We start from the raw sequence: 20,378 nt of genomic DNA, 5'->3' as shown, positions 1-20,378 counted from the left end.
CGGTGGACCGCCACAGACGCCGCTGCCTGCGCGGCCTGCTGGCGGGAAGCCTGCTCGCCATGGCGCCGTGGCCGGGCGTTGCGAAATCGCCGGCGCGTGGCGGCGCCAGCCTCGACGTGCGGGAATTCGGCGCCCGCGGCGACGGACGCCAGGACGATACCCGGGCGTTCCAGGCCGCGATCGACGCATTGCCGGAGGAGGGCGGCACGGTGCGGGTGCCGGCGGGCAACTACCTGATCAATCCGCTGCGCAGCGTGCGCCTGCGCAGCCGCATGCACCTGTCGATGGACCCGGATTGCCGGCTGGTCGCGATGAGCAATGCGGCGCCGCGCGCGTACGTCCTGCTGTTGCAGCGGGTGGAGGACGTCGAGGTTTCCGGCGGGCGCGTCATCGGCGACCGCGAGCGCCATCTGGACACCACCGGCGAGTGGGGGCACGGGGTGATGGTGCGCGGGAGCGCGCGTATCGACCTGCATGATCTGCACATCACCCGTTGCTGGGGCGACGGCATCTCCGTCGGCGGGCTTTCGGGCATTGCCGGGCAGGCGCCGCTGCCGAGTCGCGACGTGGTCATCCGGAACGTGGTCTGCCAGGGCAACCGCCGGCAGGGCCTGACCATTGGCCGTTCGCGCCATGTGCGGGTGCTGCGGTGTTCATTCCTGGACACCGGCGGCGTGCTGCCCGGCTGCGGCATCGACATCGAGCCCGATCCCGGTGGTGATGCCCGCGACATCCTCATCGAGGATTGCCTGGCGCAGAACAACCATGGCGCCGGCATCCAGCTCTACGAGCGTGTCCACGCCGTCACCATCCGCCGCTGCCGGATCCTGGACAATCGCGGCGATGGCATCCATCTGCGCGCCGCGCAGGGGGGCGTCATCGAGGGCAACGAGATCCGCGGCAATGGCCTGCGCGGGATCACCGTCCGCGCCGCCAGCCGCGACTTCCACCTGCGCGACAACCGCATCGGCGGCAATTCCGGCGCCGTCGCGGCGCGCCGGCGCGAGGGCGGCGAGCGCGGCTGGATGAACCTGGACGTCGCCCGCGGCGCGGATGGCATCCGGATAGAATCCAGCAGCCGTCCGGGCCGTCGCTGAAAGAAAAAAAGACGCCTTCGGGAGCGGTGCAGGTCGCGACGTTCCCGTCGTGTCGATCATTCATCCGCAACCCGCGTCGCTCCGCGTTCACTCTATTCCGGCATGCGCGAAAACCGCGACGAAAGCGGACTCGACCATGGAATCCGGTAGAGGAAACACGCGAATTTCCGCGTAGAACTGAATCATTCTCCACGCGGTTTTTGAGCATGCTCACAGATACGGATCCCGCGTCTGTACGACGCCACGTGAAGCCCTATAGTCATACCCGCCGCGGGTACCCACGGTACTTCCTTGTGTTTCCTTCAGTGACGGACCGTTTGGTCCTCAGGGGTCATGTCTGTGAAAAACAATGCACTCGTGCACGACGTGCGCGAGGCAGGGACGCCTCGGCGCGAGTTTCTGCGCAAATCCTTGCTGCTGGCGCTGCCGGCGGCACTCTACGCCACCGGAGTCCCGAAAGTGCTGGCCGCGGTCTATTCGCCGCCCACGCGCCAACGCGGCGGCACCACCCTGAATGTGCGCAACTGGGGCGCCCGTGGCGATGGCGCGACCGATGACACCACCGCGTTCCAGTACGCCATCGACGCGCTTCCCTCGTCCGGCGGCACGGTGGTGGTGCCGGCGGGCGACTACGTCATCGACCCGACCCGCAATGTGCGCCTGCGCAGCAACATGCACCTGCTGTTGCAGGATGGCGCCCGGCTGCGGGCCAAGCGGAACAACAAGGAACGCGCCTACGTGCTGATGGCCTACAAGGTCAGCAACGTGGAGATTTCCGGCGGCCAGATCATCGGCGATCGCGAAACCCACCTGGGGACGGCCGGCGAGTGGGGCCACGGCATCATGATCCGGGGTTCCTCGAAGATCACCGTGCGCGACATCCACGTTTCCAAGTGCTGGGGCGACGGCATCTCGATCGGCGGCGCGATGGTCACCAATGCGCCGACCATTCCGTGCAGCGACGTGGCCATCGCCAATGTGGTCTGCACCGGCAACCGCCGCCAGGGCCTGACCATCGGCTGCGCGACCGGCGTGAAGGTCTACGACAGCGAGTTCAGCGACTGCAACGGCATCGCGCCGGCCTGCGGCATCGACATCGAGCCGGATGCGGGCGACTCGCGCACCACCACCACGGTGCACATCGAGAACTGTCATATCCGCGGCAACGCCGGCAACGGCATCCTGGTGTACAAGCGGGTCGAGGGCGTCACCATCAAGCGCTGCACCATCGAGTACAACGGCGGCCACGGCATCCTGACCATCGGCCCGGAAGGCGGTTACATCGCCCAGAACACCATCCGCCACAACTATCTGGTCGGCATGATGTTCGGCAGCGGAACCCGGAACTATCAGTACAGCGGCAACATCTCGCGCAACAACAACACCCGCCTGCATGGCGTCAACAAGACCGTCCATCCACTGGTGTACCTGACCGGCTTCATCGACGGCAACAAGGGCAACGGCGCGCACGTGGCCCGGGTCAGCGACGTCTACGGCATCCGGGTGACCAGCAACGGCTACGCCAAGTAGTCGACATGCAGGTGAGCTGGCGCTCAGCAGGATGACGAGCGCGTGCAGAGGCGGCCCCCGGGCCGCCTTTTTTCTGCCCGTCCATTGGGGAATCCGCCGATTTGGTGGTGAGCGCGTGAACGGTTTTGCGGACTCGACTTTCTAGAATCGGCACGACGCTTCCCCTACGGCGCCTGCATGAAGTTCATCCTGTTCGCAAACACAGACTGGTACCTCTACAACTTCCGACTTTCCACCGCGCTGCAGCTCCGCTCCATGGGCATGGAGGTGGTGATGGTTTCACCGCCGGGCGACTTCGGCGATCGTTTCCAGCAGCATGGCATTCGTTGGCGGCCGTTGCCGATGCAGCGTTCCAGCCTCAATCCCTGGCGCGAGGCCGGCACCCTGGCGCGGCTGGTGCAGCTGTTGCGCGAGGAACGACCGGACCTGCTGCACAGTTTCACCCTCAAATGCGCCGTTTACGGTGCGCTGGCCGCGCGCGCCGCCCGGGTGCCCGCGGTGGTCAACGCGGTCACCGGCCTTGGCTATGTGTTCTCCAGCGACCGCGCCAAGGCGCGCATGCTGCGGCCGCTGGTGTCGCTGCTGATGCGCGGTGCGCTCGGCGGCGAGCATTCGCGGGTGATCCTGCAGAACCCCGACGATGCCCAGGCGTTCGCCGACGCCCGCCTGGCGCCGCCGCACAACATCCGCCTGATCCGCGGCTCCGGGGTTGACCTCACCCGGTTCCTGTTGCGTGACGGCGACGCCGCCGCGCAACGTCCGTTGCGGGTGTTGCTGGCCGCGCGCCTGCTGCGCGAGAAAGGTATCCACGAGTACGCCGCCGCCGCCGCGCGGCTGAAGGCGCAGGGGCGGAACATCCAGTTCCTGCTGGCCGGAACGCCCGATGCCGGAAATCCGCATTCGGTGGCGGCCGAGGACGTGCGCGGCTGGCAGGCACAGGGCACGCTGGAGTGGCTGGGTCATGTGGAGGACATGCCCGCGCTGCTGCGCTCGGTCGATGTGATGGCGTTGCCCAGCTACTACCGGGAAGGCGTGCCGAAGAGCCTGATCGAAGCCGGCGCCTGCGGCATCGCGCTGGTCACCACCAATCTTCCCGGCTGCCGGGAAGTGGTGAGCAGGGATGGCGAGGACGGCCTGCATGTGGAGCCCCGCAGCGCGGCGTCGCTGGCACAGGTGATCGCGCGTCTGGACGATGACCGCGAGCTGCTGCGGCGGCTCGGTGCCCGCGCGCGTGCCCGTGCGCTCAGCGATTTCGACGAGCGGGTGGTCATCCGCAAGACCTGCGAGGTCTACGGCGAGTTGCTGCCGTTGCGGTTGCAGGGAGCGATGGCCGGATGATGCACCGGATCCTGCCCATGCCATTGCGTCCCGCCCTGAGTGCGCTGTCCCTGCTGTGGTTCGCCACCGCGTTCGGCGCGGTCGCCGTGTTCGCGACCCAGACGTTGCTCGCGCGCCGTTTCGGTCCCGCCGAATACGGTCTGTTCGCCTCCTCGCTGGCCACCATCACCCTGGTCGCGCCGCTGGCCGGCTTCGGCCTGTCGCAGTTCCGGCTCAAGGTGTTCGGCACCGAAGGCTGGCAAGGCGAGCGCTGGCGCCGTGCCTCGGAGCGGTTCATCGCCGCCAGCACCACGCTGGCGGTGGTCGGCGTGGCCGCCTGGGCCGAGTGGGGGCCGCCGGTCGATGCGCGCACGCGCGAGTTGCTGTGGCTGCTGCTCCCGGTGATCGTCGGGCTGCTGGCGGTCGAGCAGATCGGCAGCAAGCTGCGATTGGAGGAGCGGTACGGCGCGCTCGCGGCGTGGCAGCTGTGGATGCCGTTGGGACGGTTGCTGGTGGCGGCGTACGCGTTGGCATGGTCGGGCATGCGGGTGGACATGGTGGCGCTGGGCTACAGCGCGATCGCATTGCTGGCCGTGCTCGGCGCCTGGCCGCAATGGCGGGCGATGGCGCGTGGCCGCTGGGCGCTGCGCGGGCACGGCGCCAAGCACGACGCGACCCTGCCGATGGTGCTGCCCGGGGTACGCGAACTGTGCGTGCAGGCCTGGCCCTACGGCATGGCGGCGGTGCTGTACCCGGTGTTCTTCCAGATCGGCACGGTGCTGTTGAAGTATCTGGCCGGCGATGCCGCGGCCGGTCATTTCGGCATCGCCCTGGCGGTGATGACGGCGATCTATCTGTTCCCGGCCACCGTGTACCAGAAGTTCCTGCTGTCCAAGCTGCATCGCTGGGCGGTCCACGATCGGCCCCGGTTCCGTCAGGCTTACCGCTGGGGCACCGTCGCCATGCTCGCCAGCGGCATCGTCGGCGGCGTCGTGCTGGCGTTCGCCGCGCCGCTGGCGACCCAGGTGTTCGGCGCCGGCTATCGCACGGTGGTGCCGTTGCTGCAACTGCTGGCCCTGTGCGTACCTTTGCGCTTCCTGTCGACCGCGGTGGGTTCGGTACTGCTCACCGAGGGCCACATGCGCTACCGGGTCGGCGCGATGGCGCTGGCCGCGCTGGCGGCGGTGCTGCTCAACCTGGCGCTGATTCCCGCCTTCGCCGAAATGGGCGCGGCCATCGCCACCGTCATCGCCGAAGCCCTGCTGCTCGGCCTCATGTATCGCGGTGCCCGTCGGGTCGACGCATTGGAGCTGGACTGATGGAAAGGTCGCGTATCGCTTTCACCGGTTACTACGGGATGCGCAACTTCGGCGACGATCTGTTCGGCGTGATCTGCACGCGGGCGGCCGAGCGCTACTGGAACGCCGCGCCGCGACTGGTCGGCCCGCCGCTGGCTGGCATGGCCGGGGTCAGCACCGTGCCGGCGTTCTATCCGCGCGACTGGTACGGCGCGATGGGTGCGCTGGGCAAGGGCAGCCGATTGCTCAGTTTCGCCAGCGCCACGGTCGGGTCGGATGTCCTGGTGATGGGCGGCGGCTCGGTGATCACCGCGCGCGAGTCGTTCCGCAAGCCGATGATGCAGGCCGCGCGCCGTCACCGCGGATTGAAGTTGGCGGCGATCGGCGTTTCCATCGGTCCGTTCGCCAACCAGCAGCAGGAAGCCGCATCGGCCTCTTTCCTCGACCGCTTCAGCTACATTTCGGTCCGGGATCGCCGATCGCACGAGTGGATCCAGCGCATGGGCCTGTCGGCGCTCGCGCATCCCGGCTGCGACCTGGCCGTGCTGCTGCCACGGCTGGTGTCCATGCCGATGCGCGCGGAACAGGCATCGGAAGCCCCCGTTCGCGTGGGCGTGGCGCCTTGCCGTTACGCCGAAGGTGGCGCGCATGCCGCGCCGGCGATGCGCGCCTGGGAGGACGCCTTCGTGGAGGCGACGCTGGCTGAAGCGCGTTCGCGGCGGCTGGTGGTGGATGTCTTCAGCCTCAACGAGCATCCCCGCCATGGCGACGGCGAACTGGCCGAAACGCTGGCCCAGCGCCTGCGCGCCGGCGGCGTCGCGGTGGAGGTGCGGCGTTATACCCAGCCGGATCCCCTGGCGATGGTGGCCGCGATCGGCCGCTGCGACGTGATGGTGAGCGCGCGCCTGCATGGCGCGATCGTCGCCTGGCTGTGCGGCGTGCCGTTCGTGATCGTCGATTACCACCGCAAATGCCGCGACTTCGCCGACGACATCGGTCTGCCGCAACGTCGCCGCATCACCACCGCGCAGGGTCATCCGTTCAGCGACGTGATCAGTACCTTGCTGGCCGAGCGCCGGTTGGAATGCTCTTCACCCGGTGTATACGCCGATCGGGCGGAAGACATATTCAAATGCGCGCCATGGGCGCTGGAGCACGCACACGCATGAAACCGCATCCTCCACCGGATTCCGCCGGCGCGCCGGTCAGCGTGGTGATTCCCTGCTATCGCTGTGCGGACACCATCGCCGACTCGGTGGCCTCGGCGGCGGCGCAGACGCGGCTTCCCGCGCAGGTGATCCTGGTCGATGACGCCAGCGGCGACGGCACGCTCGATGCGTTGCACGCGGTCGCCGCCGCCTATCCGCCCGGCTGGGTGGTGGTGGTGGCGGCTCCCGTCAACGGCGGGCCCTCGCGGGCGCGCAACCTGGGCTGGGAGCATGCCACCCAGCCCTACATCGCGTTCCTGGATGCCGATGACACCTGGGTGCCGCGCAAGATGGAACTGCAGATGGATGCGCTGGAAGCCGATCCCGGACTGGTCCTGATCGCGCATCGCATGGCGGTTCGCGAGCGCGGGGCCGGACCGGTGCCGTTGCGCCCGCCGGTGCGCGTCACCGCGATCGGCCGCCGCCGCTTCCTGCTCAACAATCCGTTCCCGACCGCGTCGGTGGTGCTTCGCCGGGATCTGCCGTTCCGCTTCAACGAGCGGTTCCGGCGGGTCGAGGATTTCCTGCTGTGGGCGGAGATCGGTTTCTCCGGCTACCGCTGCGCGAAACTCAACCAGGTGCTCGCGTACTGGCACAAGCCGACCTATGGCGCGGGCGGCCTGACCGCGGATCTCGACGCCATGCATCGCGCCGGGCGCGAAGTGCGGCACGAACTGCTGCGCCGGGGCCTGGTCACGCCGGCCGAACACTGGTTCGCGCGCAGCATCGGCATCGTCCGGCGCACCCGACGGCGCCTGCTGCTCGCGATGCGATCGCGCCAGTCCGGAGTGGCCTCGTGAACACCGTTCACGCGCGCGCCCTGCAGGACAGCCAACGTGGGCGGGGCGAGGCGGTGGCGCGCTGGTGGCTGGGCCTGATCCTGCTGGGCGGCGTGGCCCTGTTCGCCTGCTGGCTGGTCGGCGCCCGCCCGCTCGATATCGGCAGCGACACCGAAACCTACGCCGGATTCTTCGAGAACCTGGTGCAGGGCATGCCGGAAACCCGGCTTGAACCCGGCTTCGTCTATCTGAGCTACGCGCTCTATCAGTTCGGTCTCGATGTTCCCGGCTACCAGTTCACGCTGTTCGCGTTGTTGCTGGTGCTCGTGGCGCTGGCGGTCCGGCGCTACCAGCGCTACCTGGAAACCCCGGTCACCTGGCAGACCCTGCTGTGCGCCTCGTTGATGCTGCTGTTCGTCTCGCCGATGTTCACCAACGCCTCCATCAACGCCATCCGGCAAGGACTGGCGGCGCCGCTGGTGTTCGTGTCGCTGCTGGCGTTCCACCGGCGCCAGTGGGGCGCGTTCTTCCTGGCCGGCGCGCTGGCGGCCAGTCTGCATCTGTCCTCGGCGATGTACCTGGTCTGCGCGCCCGCGCTGCTGCTGAGCACGCGCTGGCTGCGGGTGCTGGCCGCCGGCGCGTTCCTGGCTTACGTGTCCGGACTGTCGATGCTGGCGGTGCGCATGGCCGTGCCCGGCTTCTACGACGTGGTGATGGAATACACCGCCAATCCGCTGTATCGCTCGGGCGTGCGGGTGGACTTCGCGGTGTTCACGATCTTCTGGTATCTGCTGCCGCACCTGCTGGCGCCGCTGATCCAGGCCAACTGGCGCCAGCGCATCCTCGACAGCACCTCCGTCTACCTGGTGATGTCGCTGCCGTTCTTCATCATCGGCTGGGGCTTCTTCTCCAACCGCTACCTGCTGCCGGCGTGGCTGGCGGTGTCGATGATCCTGGCGGCGGTGCTGTGCCACGCGCGGATCGCGCCGTTGCGCAATCCGCTGCTGATCCGGGTCGGGCTGCTGGCGTCGTGCGCGGTGTTCTACGTCTACGTCAGTCGCGGAATCGTCATATGAGTGGAGGCGCGATGTCGATGTTCAGGGATTTCGCGGTTTCGCTGACCTATCCACCCACGCTCACCCTGTCGCTGCTGGTGCTCGCCGCCCTGCTGTGGTGGTGCCGTCGCCGCAGGCTGGGCGCGGGTGTGGCGGTGGCGGCGTTGCTGTGGTCGGCGCTGTGGTCGTTCCCGTTCGCGTCCGATACCCTGCGCGGCCTGCTGGAGCGACGCTATCCGGTGGTGGACGATGTAGCCCGATTGCCGTCCGCCGATGCCATCGTGGTGCTGGGGGGAGGCGGTGGCTACGCCTGGCTGGAACGCGAGAACGTGCGTCCCGAGCAACTGCGCTACAGCCGCCTGGCCGCCGGCGCGCGCGCGTGGCAGGCCGGCCGCGCGCCGGTGGTCATCCTCAGCGGCGGCGGGGAAGGGGACAACACCGAGGCGCGCCGCATGGCCGACGCCATCGTGCGCCTGGGCGTGCCGCGTTCGGCGCTGGTGCTGGAGGAACGCAGCCGCAACACCCGCGACAACGCGCGCTACAGCCTGCCGCTGGCGGGCACGGCGCATCCACGGCTACTGCTGGTCACCTCCACCCTGCACATGCCGCGCGCGGCGCTGCTGTTCCGCCAGGCCGGCGCGCAGGTCACGCCGGTGCCGGTACCGGAGGGCAGGGCGCCACGACGCTGGTGGCGCTACTGGCTGCCATCGCCACGCGCCCTGTGGCGCAGCGGCCGCGCATTCAAGGAAATCGTCGCGCTGACCGCCGCGCACCTGCGTTTGTGAACAGGACGGACGCGCGTTCGCGCGCGACGGGCGCACACGTTCATCCGCCATTGTCCTGCCGCCGCCGTTCTTTTCACGCCGCCCTTGCCACCATGCCCGAGCGAACCCGGCCATGCCGGATGGCGCATCGTTTTCCGCAGACAGAGGTGTGCGAGTGAAATCCCTATCCACTTCGTTGTTGCTGGCGGCGCTGCTGGCCGGTTGCGCCGGCCAGCGCATGACGCATGTCAGTTCATCCTCCGATGGATCCGTCGAAGGCAGCGATGCCCGCATGATCGCGATCACGCCGGAACTGGTGGCCGCGCCCCGCCAGGCCGTCAGCCTGCCGACCGCGCTGGCCGGCTACAAGCCCGAGATCTACCGCATCCAGCCGGGCGATACGGTCCTCGTCACCGTCTGGGATCATCCGGAGCTGACCACGCCCGCGGGCAATCAGCAGCAGGCCGTCACCAATGGACGGCTGGTGCAGCCGGACGGCACGTTCTTCTATCCGTACGCGGGCAAGATGAACGTCAAGGGCATGACCATCGAGGAACTGCGCAGCAGCCTGTCCTCGCGACTGGGCCAATACCTGCGTTCACCGCAGGTGGACGTCAACGTGGTGGGCCACGGCGGCCGCGTGGCGCTGCAGGGCGCGTTCGTCGATACCTCGCCGCAGGAGTTCACCACCGTGCCGCTGACCCTGGCGCAGGCGGTGGGCAAGGCGCGCATCAATGTCGAGGAAGCCGATCTGGCCGGATTCGTCTTGACCCGTGACGGCCAGGACTATCCGCTGGACCTGGATGCGCTGAACCGCGACGGCAAGGTCGCCGCCGACGTGTACCTCAAGCCGGGGGATCGACTGTACCTGCCGTTCAACGATCGCAAGGAAGTCTATGTGGTGGGCGAGGTGATGCGTCCGCAGGCCATCAACTTCAAGACCACCGACATGAGCCTCACCCAGGCGCTTGGACGCACCGGCGGCCTGAATCCGATCACCGCCAAGGGCAGCGCGGTCTACGTGATCCGCGGCATGGACGATCTGCAGCGCGAGCCGGCCACCGTGTATCACCTGGATGCCGTTTCACCGGCGGCGTTCGCACTGGCGGATCGTTTCCACCTGCGCGCCGGCGACGTGGTCTGGGTGGGGCCGGCTGGCGTCACCCGCTGGAACCGCTTCCTGACCCAGTTGCTGCCGCTGTCGGGCATCATCAGCAACGCGGCCTCGGCGCAGTACAACTTCGATCGCAACTGATGCATGGCCCTCCGTCGGCGCTCGCGCCGGCGGAGGGTTTCTTCCCGCTTCCCGGCAAACCAAAGGCGACGGCCGTTTCCGACCGTCGCCTTTGCATGTGCCCTGCGAAAGGCTCCTGTGGAGAACCGGAGAGCCATCCAGACGGGTGACCGGCCCTGCGCACCGGACGAGAAGCTGAGCGTCCGATGAGGTTCTCCCGTGGCAACCGATGGTCCTGGGAGTCCGGAAACTGCGGAAAACGGACCCTGCTGAATGTCGGTCAGGCCGGCGTATCGTCAAAGGAGGGTGCCGGTGCCACGCGTCCACGATGCCGCCCGCGATGGCAAGAGCGGGTGCACTCCATGTCGCGAAAGCGTTATCGGGCCGCCATGTTCAGGTCGCATTTGACGATATGAACACAGCGCGGATGCTATTCCGATGCCTCGTCAGAGGAGGAAACGCACATGGGTTCGATCCATCCCCCGGCACGCCGCTGGTACCGCTGCGAGGTCGTCGATGTGCAGGCTGAAGTGAGGTACTGGAAGCTGGAGTACGTGACCCGCGATTTCCACGAGGCGGGGACGCCCTTCTCGCGATACGAGCCGGTCCTGCGATTCGCCTACGATGCGTATCTGCACCATCACGCGCAGTCGCTGGCCGACGTGATTGACATGCTTCACCACAAGTACGTCGAAACCTTCGACAGCTGGAACATGCTGGCATGGACGAAGGTGGAAGCCATCCTGCGCGAAGTGTGGCTGCGCATGGGCGCGCCGCTGGAAAGCCTGAGGGTGAGTACGTCGCTCGCGGCGGGAAGCCGTCCGCACGTGCATTGAATCCGGGAGCGCCGCAATCGCGCCCCCGGAATCGCCGCGGCCTCAATCGAGTCGTTCGAGCACGGCCCGGGCAACCGCGACCGCGGACGCCGGGTTCTGGCCGGTGATGAGTTCGCGATCGGCCACCACGTTCGCGGTCCAGGGCGTGGTATTGCCGACATGCCGCGCACCGGCTGCTTCCAGCGCGGCCTGCGGATAGAACTTCATTTCGCCGCCCTGCAACGCGCCCTTGGCCAGTTCTTCTTCCTGGTTGCTGATCACGGTGAGTTTGTATCCGGCGTAGATCCAGCCGGCCGGCGCCGCCGGCGTGCGACCCTGTTCCAGCCCGGCGATGAAACCGGGCTCGCCCGGCAAGGTGGACAGCAGTGCAATCGGGCCGTGACAGACCAGCGCGGTGGTCTTGCCGCGACGATGGAAATCGCCCAGCAGGCGGCCCAGCGCGGGAGCGCGCAACAGATCCTGCATCGGCGCATGGCCGCCGGGCACGTACACCGCGTCGAACTGTCCATAGCCCATCTGTTCCACCCGCGCGAGGCTCAGCACCGGGGATTGCGCGGGCCGGGTCAGGGCCAGCGTGTCCAGCAGTTCCCGGTGCGTCTTCAATGCGTCGGTGTCGTCGCCGAAATACATCGGATCCAGCGATCCGCGATCGACCGTGGGCGCCATGCCGGTGGGGGTGGCGAACGTGACCTGGTGGCCGGCGTCCAGGAACAGCTTGACCGGCTGCATCAGTTCGTTGAGGTAGAAGCCGGTGGGAAACACACGGCCGTCCTTGAGATCCAGATGATCCGAATCCGACAGGATGACCAGGATGTGCGCCGCGTCGGCCTGCGCGGCCGGCAGGGCCAGCGCGAGCGCCACCACCATTGCTTTGAGCGATTTCATGGGAGATGCCTTGTAGAGGAGCCGCGGGTGCGGCGAAAGTGGCCTGCACTCTATTCGCCTCTCCACAAGGTATAAACTCGCCGCCAGGCAATTTATTTTTCCCGGAGAGGCAAAGATGGGGCGCCGGTTCGATCATCTGGGCGACGCGGAGGCGTTCGTCGTCGTCGTGGAGCAGGGTTCCCTGACGGCGGCGGCGATCACGCTGGGTACGACGCCGTCGGTCATCAGCCGCGCCATCGCGCGCCTGGAAACCCGCCTCGGCAACCAGTTGCTGCGACGGACGACCCGCCGGCTGGGCCTGACCGAAGCCGGCCAGCTTTACCTGGAACAGGCGCGTGCGGCCTTCGCGCTGTTCGACGACGCCGAGCGCGCGGTGCAGGGACGCGCCGGCACCCTCGCGGGTCGTGTCCGGTTGAGCGTGCCCACCACCTATGGCCACTATCGATTGCCGGAAAAGCTCGCCCGGTTCGCACGCGAGCATCCGCAGGTCCGGGTAGAACTCAACATCTCCAATCGCAATGTCGACCTCGTCGCCGAGGGTTTCGATCTCGCCATCCGCCTGGGCGTGCTGCCCGACAGTGGACTGGCCGCGCGCCGGCTGGAAGACGCGGCGCTGTGCGTGGTCGCGGCTCCCGATTACCTGCGGCGCGCCGGCGTCCCGGCGCGCCGGGAGGATCTGGCGGAACATGCCTGCATTCCCTTCGTGATGCCCAGCAGCGGGCGCATCGCGCCGTGGCTGTTTCGCGACGGGGAAGTGGACGTCGAATGGATGCCACCCGATGGGCTGTCGGTATCCGACGACGTACTGGGCGTGGTATCGCTCGCGGCGGGCGGCGCCGGCATCTGCCAGACCTACGACTTCATCGCGGCCGAGTATCTGCGGCAGGGACGCCTGGTTGAAGTCCTGCCGCAACTGCGCGGGCGATCGCGCCCGTTCTCGCTGATCTACGCGCCGCACCGCCGCCTCTCCGCGGCTTCGCGCGGGCTCATCGACAGCCTTGCCGGCGGCAACGACGCATCGCCCGCGGATTGAACGCGACGCCTCCGGGGGCCGGCGGCATCAGCGAGTCGGCGGCGCGTATCGCTCCCAGTAGCCGTCCTCCGGCGGGATCTGCTGCACCACATCGATCCGCACGCCCGCCGGATCCCGGGTCATGAAGCGACGCTGGCCCCACGCCTCGTCGGTCAGGGGATGCAGGATCGGCGCATCTTCGCCGCGCAGCCTTTCGTACAGCCCGGCGGCGTCGGCGACTTCGATGGTCAGGATCATGCCGTCACCGTTGAATGCTTCCGGCCCCGGTGGACGGGATGGATGATCCGGTGTCATGAACGCGAGGGTCGCGCCGCGCCCCTCGCCATCGGCCGGGCCGGACAGATAGACGAACCAGTTCGCTTCGAACAGCACCTGGAAACCGAAGTGACGCACATGGAAGTCGCGGGCGGCCGCCATCGCCGGCGTGGTGATGAGCGGATAGAGATCCCGCACGCTCACGGCTTGCGTCGTCGCCGGTGGTGCCGGCGAGGCAGGCGTGTCGCGGGCCGATGCGGCGGCGGATGTGAGCGCCAAGCTGGCGAGCAGGGTCCGGCAAATGGTCCGGAAAACGGTCATCGTGGTTTCCTCGCAGGCAGCGGACGAGCCGCCGGTGCAGTCACGATGCCCGGATCAGGTTGACAGCAATTGCTCGATTGCGGCCACCGCGACGCCGGTACCCTCCTCGGCCGCCATGCGCACGCCCAGATCCCCGGCCCGCGCGCGGGTATCGGCGTGATCGGCGAATGCGATGGCACGCCGCAACGTCCGCGCATCCAGACGCCTTCCATCGACCGGCCGGTCCGCGATGCCGAGGCGACGCAGCCGCTCCGCCCAGAATGGCTGGTCTCCGGCAAACGGCATCACCACCGACGGCACACCGGCCCGCGTGGCCGAATGGGAGGTGCCGGAACCCCCGTGGTGGATCGCCATCGCGGTGCGGGGAAACAACCAGGCGTGCGGCACGTCTCCGACCACGAAGAAGTTGTCCGGCAGCCGGCCGGCGTCCACGCCGCTCCAGCCGGGATGGAACAGCGTCCGGCGTCCGGCCACCGCATCGATCATGGCGCCCGCCAGCACCTCCCGATCGAATCCGGCCATGCTGCCGAAGCCGATGTAGATCGGCGGTTCGCCCTCGGCGAGGAACCGCTCCAGCGAGGGCGGCGGTGTCCACGCCGGCGCCGGCAGTTCCCACTGCCCGCACATCCACGCGTTCTCCGGCCAATCCGCGGGACGCGGCAGCAGGGTGGGGGAGATTCCGTACAGCATCGGGTGTTCCGTCCACAGTCGCTTGCGCGGCGGCAGTGCGAGCACCCCGGCACGCGCGGCGTTGGTGTTGCGACGGAAGGCGCGCCACAGGAGCCCGTTGACCGCGTGGTGGCTGATCCGGTTGAGCGGCCCCGGAATCGCGCCCGCGGGCAGGAACGGCGAGGCGAATGCGCGGGTCGGCGAGATCGGAATGAGACCAGTGCCGATGACGGGAATGTCCAGGGCTTCGGCGACCGAGAGCCCGGCGAACGCCGCCAGACCGGAGATGATGAGCGCGTCGGATCCCGCCGCCGCGTCCCTGATCTCCCGCATCCAGTCCATGACGTTGGCATTGGCGATGTCGGCCAGGGCACGGGCCGTCTGATTGAATCCACCCTTGCGGTCCACCGCGCCCGCCAGCGCCTGGCCCGGCGCGAGCGCGCCGCGGATGTCGCCCGACAGCGGCGTCACCGGTATTCCCGCCGATCGCGCGCTGCCCAGCGTGGCGGCATCGGCGAGCAGATGGACCTCGTGCCCGCGCTCCCTCAGGCCGATGCAGAGCGCCGCCAGCGGGCGGGTGTCGCCCTCGGTACCGTAGGTTGCCACCGCGAATTTCATGATCGTCTCCGGAATGCCGTGCGCCGGCTGTACAGGGAAAAGTACACGACGTATATTTATTTACATCGTACATGAATATCGGAGGCGCCAGCGATGGCCGACATCGAGGAACCCGGTCGCCGGGCGCGCAAGCGCGCGCACATGCGGGACCTGCTGGTGGGCACCGCCGCGCGGCTGTTCGAGGCGCAGGGGTACGACGCCGTCACGATGGAGCAGATCGCGGCGGAAGCGGACGTCGCCAAGCGCACGCTGTACAACCACTTCCCGACCAAGGACGCGATCCTGGCCCGCTGGCTGGATCGGCAACTGGAGCACGACCTGGCGCACCTGCAGACCGGCATCGCCAGGCGCCGCAGCTTCGCGTCGCGGGCAGCCTGCATCCTCGATGCCTCGGCGGCGTGGTGCAGCGCGCATCCCGAGCACCTGATGGCCTACCTGCGTTACCGGTTCACCTGTCTGGGCGAAGCCACCAGCCAGGACGATATCGAGGATGGCGGCATCGTCGCGCTGTGGGAGCGATTGATCCAGGCTGCGCAGGAAACCGGGGAACTGGATGCCGGCCGCGATCCGGCGCAGTTGGCGACCTGGTTCCACCACCTTTATCTGGCGGCGCTGCTGCGCTGGCTGACCGTGCCGGGCCTGTCGCTGCGGCGCGAGTTCGCCGACGCCACCCGGCTGTTCATCGGCGGAGCGGAAGCGGGGCGCTGAGCGCGTCCCGAGGTTCCCTCGACGCCGGCGCGGATCCTGCCCGAGGCGCCGGTACAGCGGGGTCGGGCGGGTCGCCCACTGCTGCCGCGGCTGGAACACAGTTTTCATGCCAATCAGGTGCCGTCACGAGGGGCGAGGGTGCGATGCTGGCGCACCCACCATCACCTGCCTCCATGAGCGGACTTCTCAACACGCGCATCGTTCTGGCCTCCCGTCCCCGCGGAGAGCCCGACACCTCCAACCTGCGGCTCGAACGCGTCCCCGTCGCCACGCCCGGTCCGGGCCAGGTGTTGCTGCGCAACCTCTACCTTTCACTCGATCCCTACATGCGCGGAAGAATGGACGAGGGCCGCTCGTACTCCCCGCCGGTGGCGATCGACGACGTGATGGAAGGCCGGACCGTCGCCGAAGTGCTCGCCTCCTCGCATCCCGACTTTGCCGTCGGCGACAAGGTCATGGCCACCGGCGGCTGGCAGACCCACGCGGTGGTGGAAGGCGACACGGTGACGCGCAGGCTCAATGACCTCGATCTTCCGCTCAGCACCGCGCTGGGCGTCTACGGCATGCCGGGTTTCACCGCCTATGCCGGTTTGCGCGAGATAGGCCGTCCGCAGCCCGGGGAAACCCTGGTCGTGGCCGCCGCCAGCGGACCGGTTGGCGCAACGGTCGGCCAGATCGCCCGGATGCAGGGCGTCCGCACAGTCGGCATCGCCGGTGGCGAGGAGAAGCGCCGTTACCTGGAAACACTGGGGTTCGATGTCGCGCTGGATCACCGCGCCGAAGACTTCGCCGGGCAACTGCGCGACGCGGTGCCGGACGGTATCGATGTCTATTTCGAGAACGTGGGAGGCAAAGTGTTCGACGCGGTCACACCGCTGCTCAACGACTTCGCGCGCATTCCCGTCTGCGGCACCATCGCCACCTACAACGAACGCGACCGGGTGCTGCCGGGGCCTGACCGCCTGCCGGGTTTCGTCAGCCAGATCCTGCGCCAGCGACTGACGGTGCGCGGGTTCATCCAGCGGGATTTCATCCATCTGTTCCCGGACTTCCTGGAAGACATGGGGCAATGGCTGAAGGACGGACGCGTACGGTACCGGGAAGACATCGTCGAGGGGCTGGAAAACGCCCCCGAGGCATTCTTCGGACTGCTCAAGGGACGCAACTTCGGCAAGCTGGTGGTAAAGCTGACCGCATAGGCCAGGGAGCACCGGGCGGCAGCGGCCGATCGCGCGCCCAGGCCGGTACTTTTTCTAACGACTCAATATAAGCGGGCGTCATTGATCAAGCGCGTCGGGAGGCATGTACTGGCGCCACACTCGAGTCATCCTCCCGCGGGCCAACATGTATCCCGATGCAGACGCCGACCAGATCGCCTTCTTCCGCTCGCACGGCTATCTGGTCGTCCGGCAGGCCGTTCCCCAACAGGACCTGGACGAACTGGAAAAACACTGCGACGTCCTGATTGCGCAGAAGCACGAACTCGCCAATGACTGGGCATGGCGCGAAGGCGAATCCCGGGAGAACCGGACGTTCCGCATCGTGCAATCCTCGCCCAGCAAGGTCTGGGCCGACATCGCCGATCAGCCATATCGCCATTGGCTCGAACGGTTCGCCTCGCAGCTGATGGATCTGGACATGGCCTTCTGGTACGACCAGTTCCTCGGCAAGCCGCCCGGCCACGGCGCGGTCACCGAATGGCATCAGGATGAAGGCTACTGGGGACGCAACCTGGACGATCGCGGCATCACCGGCTGGATACCGCTGCAGAACGTCGACGTGGTCAATGGCTGCATGCACTTCATCGACGAGGGACATCGGCTCGGCGTCCTGCCGCATCATCTTGTCGAGGGCGTCCAGAGCGATCTGCTGACCTGCGCGGTGGACGAATCAAGAACGGTGGTCTGTCCGATGCGACGCGGAGACGTCGCGTTCCATCATTCCAAGACCCCCCACATGAGCACCGCCAACCAGAGCGCCGGCTGGCGCAAGGCGGTCACCAACCATCTCCAGCAGCGGGACGCCGGCGGGGAAGGGGACCACTACCCGTGGCGCGTCAAGGTCAACCAGCGTACGGGCGAACGGAAGGCCGTGGGCGTCATGGGCGGCTGATGGTCCGTCGCCGGCGGCCCGGCCTGGGTCATGCGACAGAGCCCCTGGCCGCGATGCCCCGGCGACCTGTGCCCGGCAACACACCCGACGTGGCCCGGAGATACCACTCCGCGACCAGCAGATTGGGAATCCAGCACAGCCACGCGATCGCGGAGTACGCCACGGGGAAGGGCACCCCGATGACCTGACTGACCGGCAGATAGAGTCGCAGCGTCACCGCCGCGAATGTGATTGCGAAACTGCGGATCATCCATTTCCGGTGAGCCACCAGATGGCCGGCCCGGATATGACGATAGGCCGCGAACGTACACGCGGCCCAGCACACCGCCATCAAGGCGAAACCCGCCTGCGCGACTAAACCGCCGGATGATTCCAGGGCCAGGACGAATCCGGAGACGCTACCCACGGCGATGCTCATCACGTAGAGGCGCCCCAGCCAGCGATGCATCCCGGGGATCCGCGAACGCAACCAGGTATTGAGCTGGAACATGCCGATGGCCAGAGCCAGTCCACTCCCTGCGAAATGGGCGATCGCCGCGACCGGACGCTCAGCGATGAGCGTCCGGACGAGTGATGGACGAAAGTCGGGAATGGCCAACAAGGCGGCCGCGTAGCACGCGACGGCCAGCGCCAGGAACGTCATCACCAGCCATGCCAACGTCTTTCCCAGCATTGGAGGGTTCCCGCAAGTCAGCCCGGACAGGTCGCCGGATCGTGCGGGTCCGGGACGGATGCGCGGAGTGCCATTTGTCAGAGTGCCGTCCGTCAGGCCTCAGGGATGTGGCCGATGAGTCAATGACCACATGGCTTCGTCGCCGCGAGCCAACCAATGGCACTGCGATGACGCCCGGCCCGGTAGTATTCAGTGCCGGGCCGTGGACCGGGCGAGGGGGCGATGTGAAGTATCGAGTCCGTTGGCTGGTCGATCCGAAGACGCGCCGGATCGTCGCGTCGCAAGCCGATGCGGAGGGCGTCCTGCGCGAGCTGGACGGCGTGTTCGTCGGACAGTTGCCGCAGGAGGCGACCGCGGCCAATACGGCCGTCGAATGGTCCGGTACGCGCTGGACCCAGATGCTGTGGCCCTTGCCGGAAGGCGACGGGAAGCGCGGCACGCTGATCGCCCACGAAATGTTCCATCGCCTGCAGCCCGATTTGCCGATAGCCGAAGCGAAGGGCGGTGAGAACCCGCATCTCGACACGTTGGAGGGACGTTACCTGCTGCAGTTGGAGTGGCGGGCGCTGGCCAAGGCGCTCCAGGCGGGCACCCGCGCAACCCGACAGGCGGCGATAACCGATGCCCTGGCGTTCCGTGCCGAACGCTACCGGCTTTTTCCAGATGCCATGACGGACGAGACGGCGCTCGAAACCAATGAAGGGTTGGCCGAATACACCGGCGTGATGCTCGGAAACCCGACGCAGGATGCGCGTTTGCGGGCGGCGCTCCACGATCTCGAAACGCATGTCGGCGACCCCAGTTTTGTACGCTCCTTTGCCTATGCGACAGGCCCGGCCTACGGCATTCTGCTCGACCAGTTCGATCCGGGATGGCGCAAACGTCTGGGAAACGAAACACGGGATCTCGGTACGCGCTTGCGTGACGCGACCCGGTTCAAGGATGCGGCTGGCGTCGCGCCTCTGACCGCCGCGGCCGCGCGATATGACGGCGCCGCCTTGCGCGAAACGGAAACGGCGCGGGAAGAAAAGCGGCTGGCGCAACTCGAACGGAATCGCGCTCGCTTTGTCGAAGGCCCGGTGCTGAAACTTGATCTGATACACATGCGTATCCAGTTCAATCCCGGCAATCTGCAGCCCCTTGACGGTGTCGGCACGGTCTATCCCACCATGCGTGTCACCGACGATTGGGGCGCGCTGGAAGTGGCGGATGGCGCGGTGATGAGCAGCGATTGGAAAGTGGTGATCCTGGCCGCTCCCGATGCCTCCGAGCCATCACATGGTCCCGGTTGGAAGCTGGTGTTGAACCCCGGCTGGACGCTGGCGCCTGGTGTCCGTTCGGGGGACTACGTATTGAAAGGCCCTGGTTCCCGAGGAAAGGAACGAAGTCCCACGCGCTGATGTCTTCTGCGTCCAGCAATTGGAGGCACTGCATGAAAAGGATATTCCTGTCGGCCGCGTTGGTCGTGTATTCGGTTGCTGCCGTTGGACAGGTTCAGAGCGCGCGAGGCAAGGGGACGCCTCGTGCGACGTCGAGTCCGAAAGCGGCCCACAACTCGATGCCCAACGGCACGACACCGTTCAGATGCGATCAGTATCGCAACCACCCGCATCCCGGCATGTACGGTTTCTGCCAAGGGATGGAAAACACGATCCTTGCCGATGAGGCCAGACGCGCGGGTAGACCCGGGCCCTCGGAGAGCATCGTCGATCTTCCTGGACTCGGCACCCCCGAAGCCCGGCAGCTGGGCTATGCCTGCATCGGTGGACAGGCGTTCAAGCGTCTCGTGAATGGCTGGGAACAAGTGCATGCCCGCGAGGGCGGCTGGCAGCGCTGCCGGGGAGGCTAGCTGTTTCTTCCCCTCACGGGGCAGGTCCGCCGTGCAGGCTGGTCCATTCGCGCTACCGTGGGGTCACGCCACAACGATTCATACGCGGTGCTTGTCACAGGTGGGGGAGGGACGACTCATGCCGATGGTGTTATTAA

The 20,378-nt window shown here is 67.4% G+C and carries 20 protein-coding genes; 16 read left to right on the top strand and 4 right to left on the bottom strand.

Annotation, left to right across the window (positions count from 1 at the left end; genetic code table 11):
* Positions 1-2 precede the first annotated feature (2 nt).
* From AC3DEZ_RS16825 to AC3DEZ_RS16780, 10 genes are all read left to right on the top strand, one after another.
* Positions 3-1,097: a right-handed parallel beta-helix repeat-containing protein gene (locus AC3DEZ_RS16825; protein WP_488389252.1), complete on the top strand. Its 1,095-nt coding sequence runs from the start codon at positions 3-5 to the stop codon at positions 1,095-1,097.
* A 333-nt stretch (positions 1,098-1,430) separates the two neighbouring features.
* Positions 1,431-2,627, top strand: a complete 1,197-nt coding sequence (locus AC3DEZ_RS16820; protein WP_488389251.1) for a right-handed parallel beta-helix repeat-containing protein — start codon at positions 1,431-1,433, stop codon at positions 2,625-2,627.
* Between the two features lie 177 nt (positions 2,628-2,804).
* Positions 2,805-3,965, top strand: coding sequence for a glycosyltransferase family 4 protein (locus AC3DEZ_RS16815; protein ID WP_488389250.1), 1,161 nt, complete (start codon positions 2,805-2,807; stop codon positions 3,963-3,965).
* A 17-nt stretch (positions 3,966-3,982) separates the two neighbouring features.
* Entirely contained in the window at positions 3,983-5,263 is a 1,281-nt protein-coding gene (locus AC3DEZ_RS16810) for a lipopolysaccharide biosynthesis protein (protein ID WP_488389249.1), read from the top strand.
* Positions 5,263-6,411: a polysaccharide pyruvyl transferase family protein gene (locus AC3DEZ_RS16805; RefSeq protein WP_488389248.1), complete on the top strand. Its 1,149-nt coding sequence runs from the start codon at positions 5,263-5,265 to the stop codon at positions 6,409-6,411. Before AC3DEZ_RS16810 ends, AC3DEZ_RS16805 begins: the two co-directional genes overlap by 1 nt.
* Complete coding sequence (locus AC3DEZ_RS16800; protein WP_488389247.1) at positions 6,408-7,250, top strand: glycosyltransferase family 2 protein; 843 nt, start codon at positions 6,408-6,410, stop codon at positions 7,248-7,250. The genes AC3DEZ_RS16805 and AC3DEZ_RS16800 overlap by 4 nt, the downstream gene beginning before the upstream one ends.
* Positions 7,247-8,305, top strand: a complete 1,059-nt coding sequence (locus AC3DEZ_RS16795) for an EpsG family protein (protein WP_488389246.1) — start codon at positions 7,247-7,249, stop codon at positions 8,303-8,305. The genes AC3DEZ_RS16800 and AC3DEZ_RS16795 overlap by 4 nt, the downstream gene beginning before the upstream one ends.
* An 11-nt stretch (positions 8,306-8,316) precedes the next feature.
* Positions 8,317-9,069 (top strand): YdcF family protein, encoded by a 753-nt coding sequence (locus tag AC3DEZ_RS16790; RefSeq protein WP_488389245.1) that lies wholly within the window; start codon positions 8,317-8,319, stop codon positions 9,067-9,069.
* Between the two features lie 154 nt (positions 9,070-9,223).
* A complete protein-coding gene (locus AC3DEZ_RS16785; protein WP_447102194.1) occupies positions 9,224-10,303 on the top strand; it encodes a polysaccharide biosynthesis/export family protein in 1,080 nt (359 codons plus the stop codon).
* Positions 10,304-10,746: 443 nt separating this feature from the next.
* Positions 10,747-11,118 (top strand): hypothetical protein, encoded by a 372-nt coding sequence (locus tag AC3DEZ_RS16780; protein ID WP_488389244.1) that lies wholly within the window; start codon positions 10,747-10,749, stop codon positions 11,116-11,118.
* Between the two features lie 42 nt (positions 11,119-11,160).
* Here the strand turns inward: AC3DEZ_RS16780 and AC3DEZ_RS16775 are convergent, their stop codons facing one another.
* Positions 11,161-12,003, bottom strand: a complete 843-nt coding sequence (locus tag AC3DEZ_RS16775; RefSeq protein WP_488389243.1) for a type 1 glutamine amidotransferase domain-containing protein — start codon at positions 12,001-12,003, stop codon at positions 11,161-11,163.
* Positions 12,004-12,118: 115 nt separating this feature from the next.
* Here AC3DEZ_RS16775 and AC3DEZ_RS16770 point away from each other — a divergent pair, with 115 nt between their 5' ends.
* Positions 12,119-13,036, top strand: coding sequence for a LysR family transcriptional regulator (locus AC3DEZ_RS16770; protein WP_488389242.1), 918 nt, complete (start codon positions 12,119-12,121; stop codon positions 13,034-13,036).
* Between the two features lie 27 nt (positions 13,037-13,063).
* On the opposite strand, the gene AC3DEZ_RS16765 is transcribed toward AC3DEZ_RS16770, so the two are convergent.
* Together AC3DEZ_RS16765 and AC3DEZ_RS16760 are read right to left on the bottom strand one after the other, a co-directional pair.
* Positions 13,064-13,612 (bottom strand): VOC family protein, encoded by a 549-nt coding sequence (locus AC3DEZ_RS16765; RefSeq protein ID WP_488389241.1) that lies wholly within the window; start codon positions 13,610-13,612, stop codon positions 13,064-13,066.
* Positions 13,613-13,666: 54 nt separating this feature from the next.
* Positions 13,667-14,899: a glycosyltransferase gene (locus tag AC3DEZ_RS16760; RefSeq protein WP_488389240.1), complete on the bottom strand. Its 1,233-nt coding sequence runs from the start codon at positions 14,897-14,899 to the stop codon at positions 13,667-13,669.
* 93 nt (positions 14,900-14,992) lie between these two features.
* Here AC3DEZ_RS16760 and AC3DEZ_RS16755 point away from each other — a divergent pair, with 93 nt between their 5' ends.
* From AC3DEZ_RS16755 to AC3DEZ_RS16745, 3 genes are all read left to right on the top strand, one after another.
* A complete protein-coding gene (locus tag AC3DEZ_RS16755; RefSeq protein ID WP_488389239.1) occupies positions 14,993-15,607 on the top strand; it encodes a TetR/AcrR family transcriptional regulator in 615 nt (204 codons plus the stop codon).
* 173 nt (positions 15,608-15,780) lie between these two features.
* Positions 15,781-16,806, top strand: coding sequence for an NADP-dependent oxidoreductase (locus tag AC3DEZ_RS16750; protein WP_488389238.1), 1,026 nt, complete (start codon positions 15,781-15,783; stop codon positions 16,804-16,806).
* 145 nt (positions 16,807-16,951) lie between these two features.
* On the top strand, positions 16,952-17,719 hold the full coding sequence (locus AC3DEZ_RS16745; protein ID WP_488389237.1) for a phytanoyl-CoA dioxygenase family protein: 768 nt from the start codon (positions 16,952-16,954) through the stop codon (positions 17,717-17,719).
* A gap of 28 nt (positions 17,720-17,747) precedes the next feature.
* On the opposite strand, the gene AC3DEZ_RS16740 is transcribed toward AC3DEZ_RS16745, so the two are convergent.
* Positions 17,748-18,392 carry a DUF2306 domain-containing protein gene (locus AC3DEZ_RS16740; protein ID WP_488389236.1) on the bottom strand — a complete coding sequence of 215 codons (645 nt, stop codon included), beginning with the start codon at positions 18,390-18,392 and terminating at the stop codon, positions 17,748-17,750.
* 122 nt (positions 18,393-18,514) lie between these two features.
* Between AC3DEZ_RS16740 and AC3DEZ_RS16735 the strand changes: the two genes are divergently transcribed.
* Complete coding sequence (locus tag AC3DEZ_RS16735; RefSeq protein WP_488389235.1) at positions 18,515-19,792, top strand: hypothetical protein; 1,278 nt, start codon at positions 18,515-18,517, stop codon at positions 19,790-19,792.
* A 32-nt stretch (positions 19,793-19,824) separates the two neighbouring features.
* Positions 19,825-20,241, top strand: coding sequence for a hypothetical protein (locus AC3DEZ_RS16730; protein ID WP_488389234.1), 417 nt, complete (start codon positions 19,825-19,827; stop codon positions 20,239-20,241).
* The last annotated feature ends 137 nt before the right edge of the window (positions 20,242-20,378 follow it).

This window comes from Pseudoxanthomonas sp. 134C1, from assembly GCF_057773065.1.
Note: the sequence above shows the minus strand (reverse complement) of the source record. Positions and strands in the feature narration are given on the sequence as shown.

What these genes read in the sequence shown, in the direction of transcription:
- AC3DEZ_RS16820 (WP_488389251.1), top strand. Translation starts at nt 1,431, where the DNA reads ATGTCTGTGAAAAACAATGCACTCGTGCACGACGTGCGCGAGGCAGGG.
- AC3DEZ_RS16815 (WP_488389250.1), top strand. Translation starts at nt 2,805, where the DNA reads ATGAAGTTCATCCTGTTCGCAAACACAGACTGGTACCTCTACAACTTC.
- AC3DEZ_RS16810 (WP_488389249.1), top strand. Translation starts at nt 3,983, where the DNA reads ATGCCATTGCGTCCCGCCCTGAGTGCGCTGTCCCTGCTGTGGTTCGCC.
- AC3DEZ_RS16805 (WP_488389248.1), top strand. Translation starts at nt 5,263, where the DNA reads ATGGAAAGGTCGCGTATCGCTTTCACCGGTTACTACGGGATGCGCAAC.
- AC3DEZ_RS16800 (WP_488389247.1), top strand. Translation starts at nt 6,408, where the DNA reads ATGAAACCGCATCCTCCACCGGATTCCGCCGGCGCGCCGGTCAGCGTG.
- AC3DEZ_RS16790 (WP_488389245.1), top strand. Translation starts at nt 8,317, where the DNA reads ATGTCGATGTTCAGGGATTTCGCGGTTTCGCTGACCTATCCACCCACG.
- AC3DEZ_RS16780 (WP_488389244.1), top strand. Translation starts at nt 10,747, where the DNA reads ATGGGTTCGATCCATCCCCCGGCACGCCGCTGGTACCGCTGCGAGGTC.
- AC3DEZ_RS16775 (WP_488389243.1), bottom strand. Translation starts at nt 12,003, where the DNA reads ATGAAATCGCTCAAAGCAATGGTGGTGGCGCTCGCGCTGGCCCTGCCG.
- AC3DEZ_RS16770 (WP_488389242.1), top strand. Translation starts at nt 12,119, where the DNA reads ATGGGGCGCCGGTTCGATCATCTGGGCGACGCGGAGGCGTTCGTCGTC.
- AC3DEZ_RS16765 (WP_488389241.1), bottom strand. Translation starts at nt 13,612, where the DNA reads ATGACCGTTTTCCGGACCATTTGCCGGACCCTGCTCGCCAGCTTGGCG.
- AC3DEZ_RS16760 (WP_488389240.1), bottom strand. Translation starts at nt 14,899, where the DNA reads ATGAAATTCGCGGTGGCAACCTACGGTACCGAGGGCGACACCCGCCCG.
- AC3DEZ_RS16755 (WP_488389239.1), top strand. Translation starts at nt 14,993, where the DNA reads ATGGCCGACATCGAGGAACCCGGTCGCCGGGCGCGCAAGCGCGCGCAC.
- AC3DEZ_RS16750 (WP_488389238.1), top strand. Translation starts at nt 15,781, where the DNA reads ATGAGCGGACTTCTCAACACGCGCATCGTTCTGGCCTCCCGTCCCCGC.
- AC3DEZ_RS16745 (WP_488389237.1), top strand. Translation starts at nt 16,952, where the DNA reads ATGTATCCCGATGCAGACGCCGACCAGATCGCCTTCTTCCGCTCGCAC.
- AC3DEZ_RS16740 (WP_488389236.1), bottom strand. Translation starts at nt 18,392, where the DNA reads ATGCTGGGAAAGACGTTGGCATGGCTGGTGATGACGTTCCTGGCGCTG.
- AC3DEZ_RS16735 (WP_488389235.1), top strand. Translation starts at nt 18,515, where the DNA reads ATGACCACATGGCTTCGTCGCCGCGAGCCAACCAATGGCACTGCGATG.
- AC3DEZ_RS16730 (WP_488389234.1), top strand. Translation starts at nt 19,825, where the DNA reads ATGAAAAGGATATTCCTGTCGGCCGCGTTGGTCGTGTATTCGGTTGCT.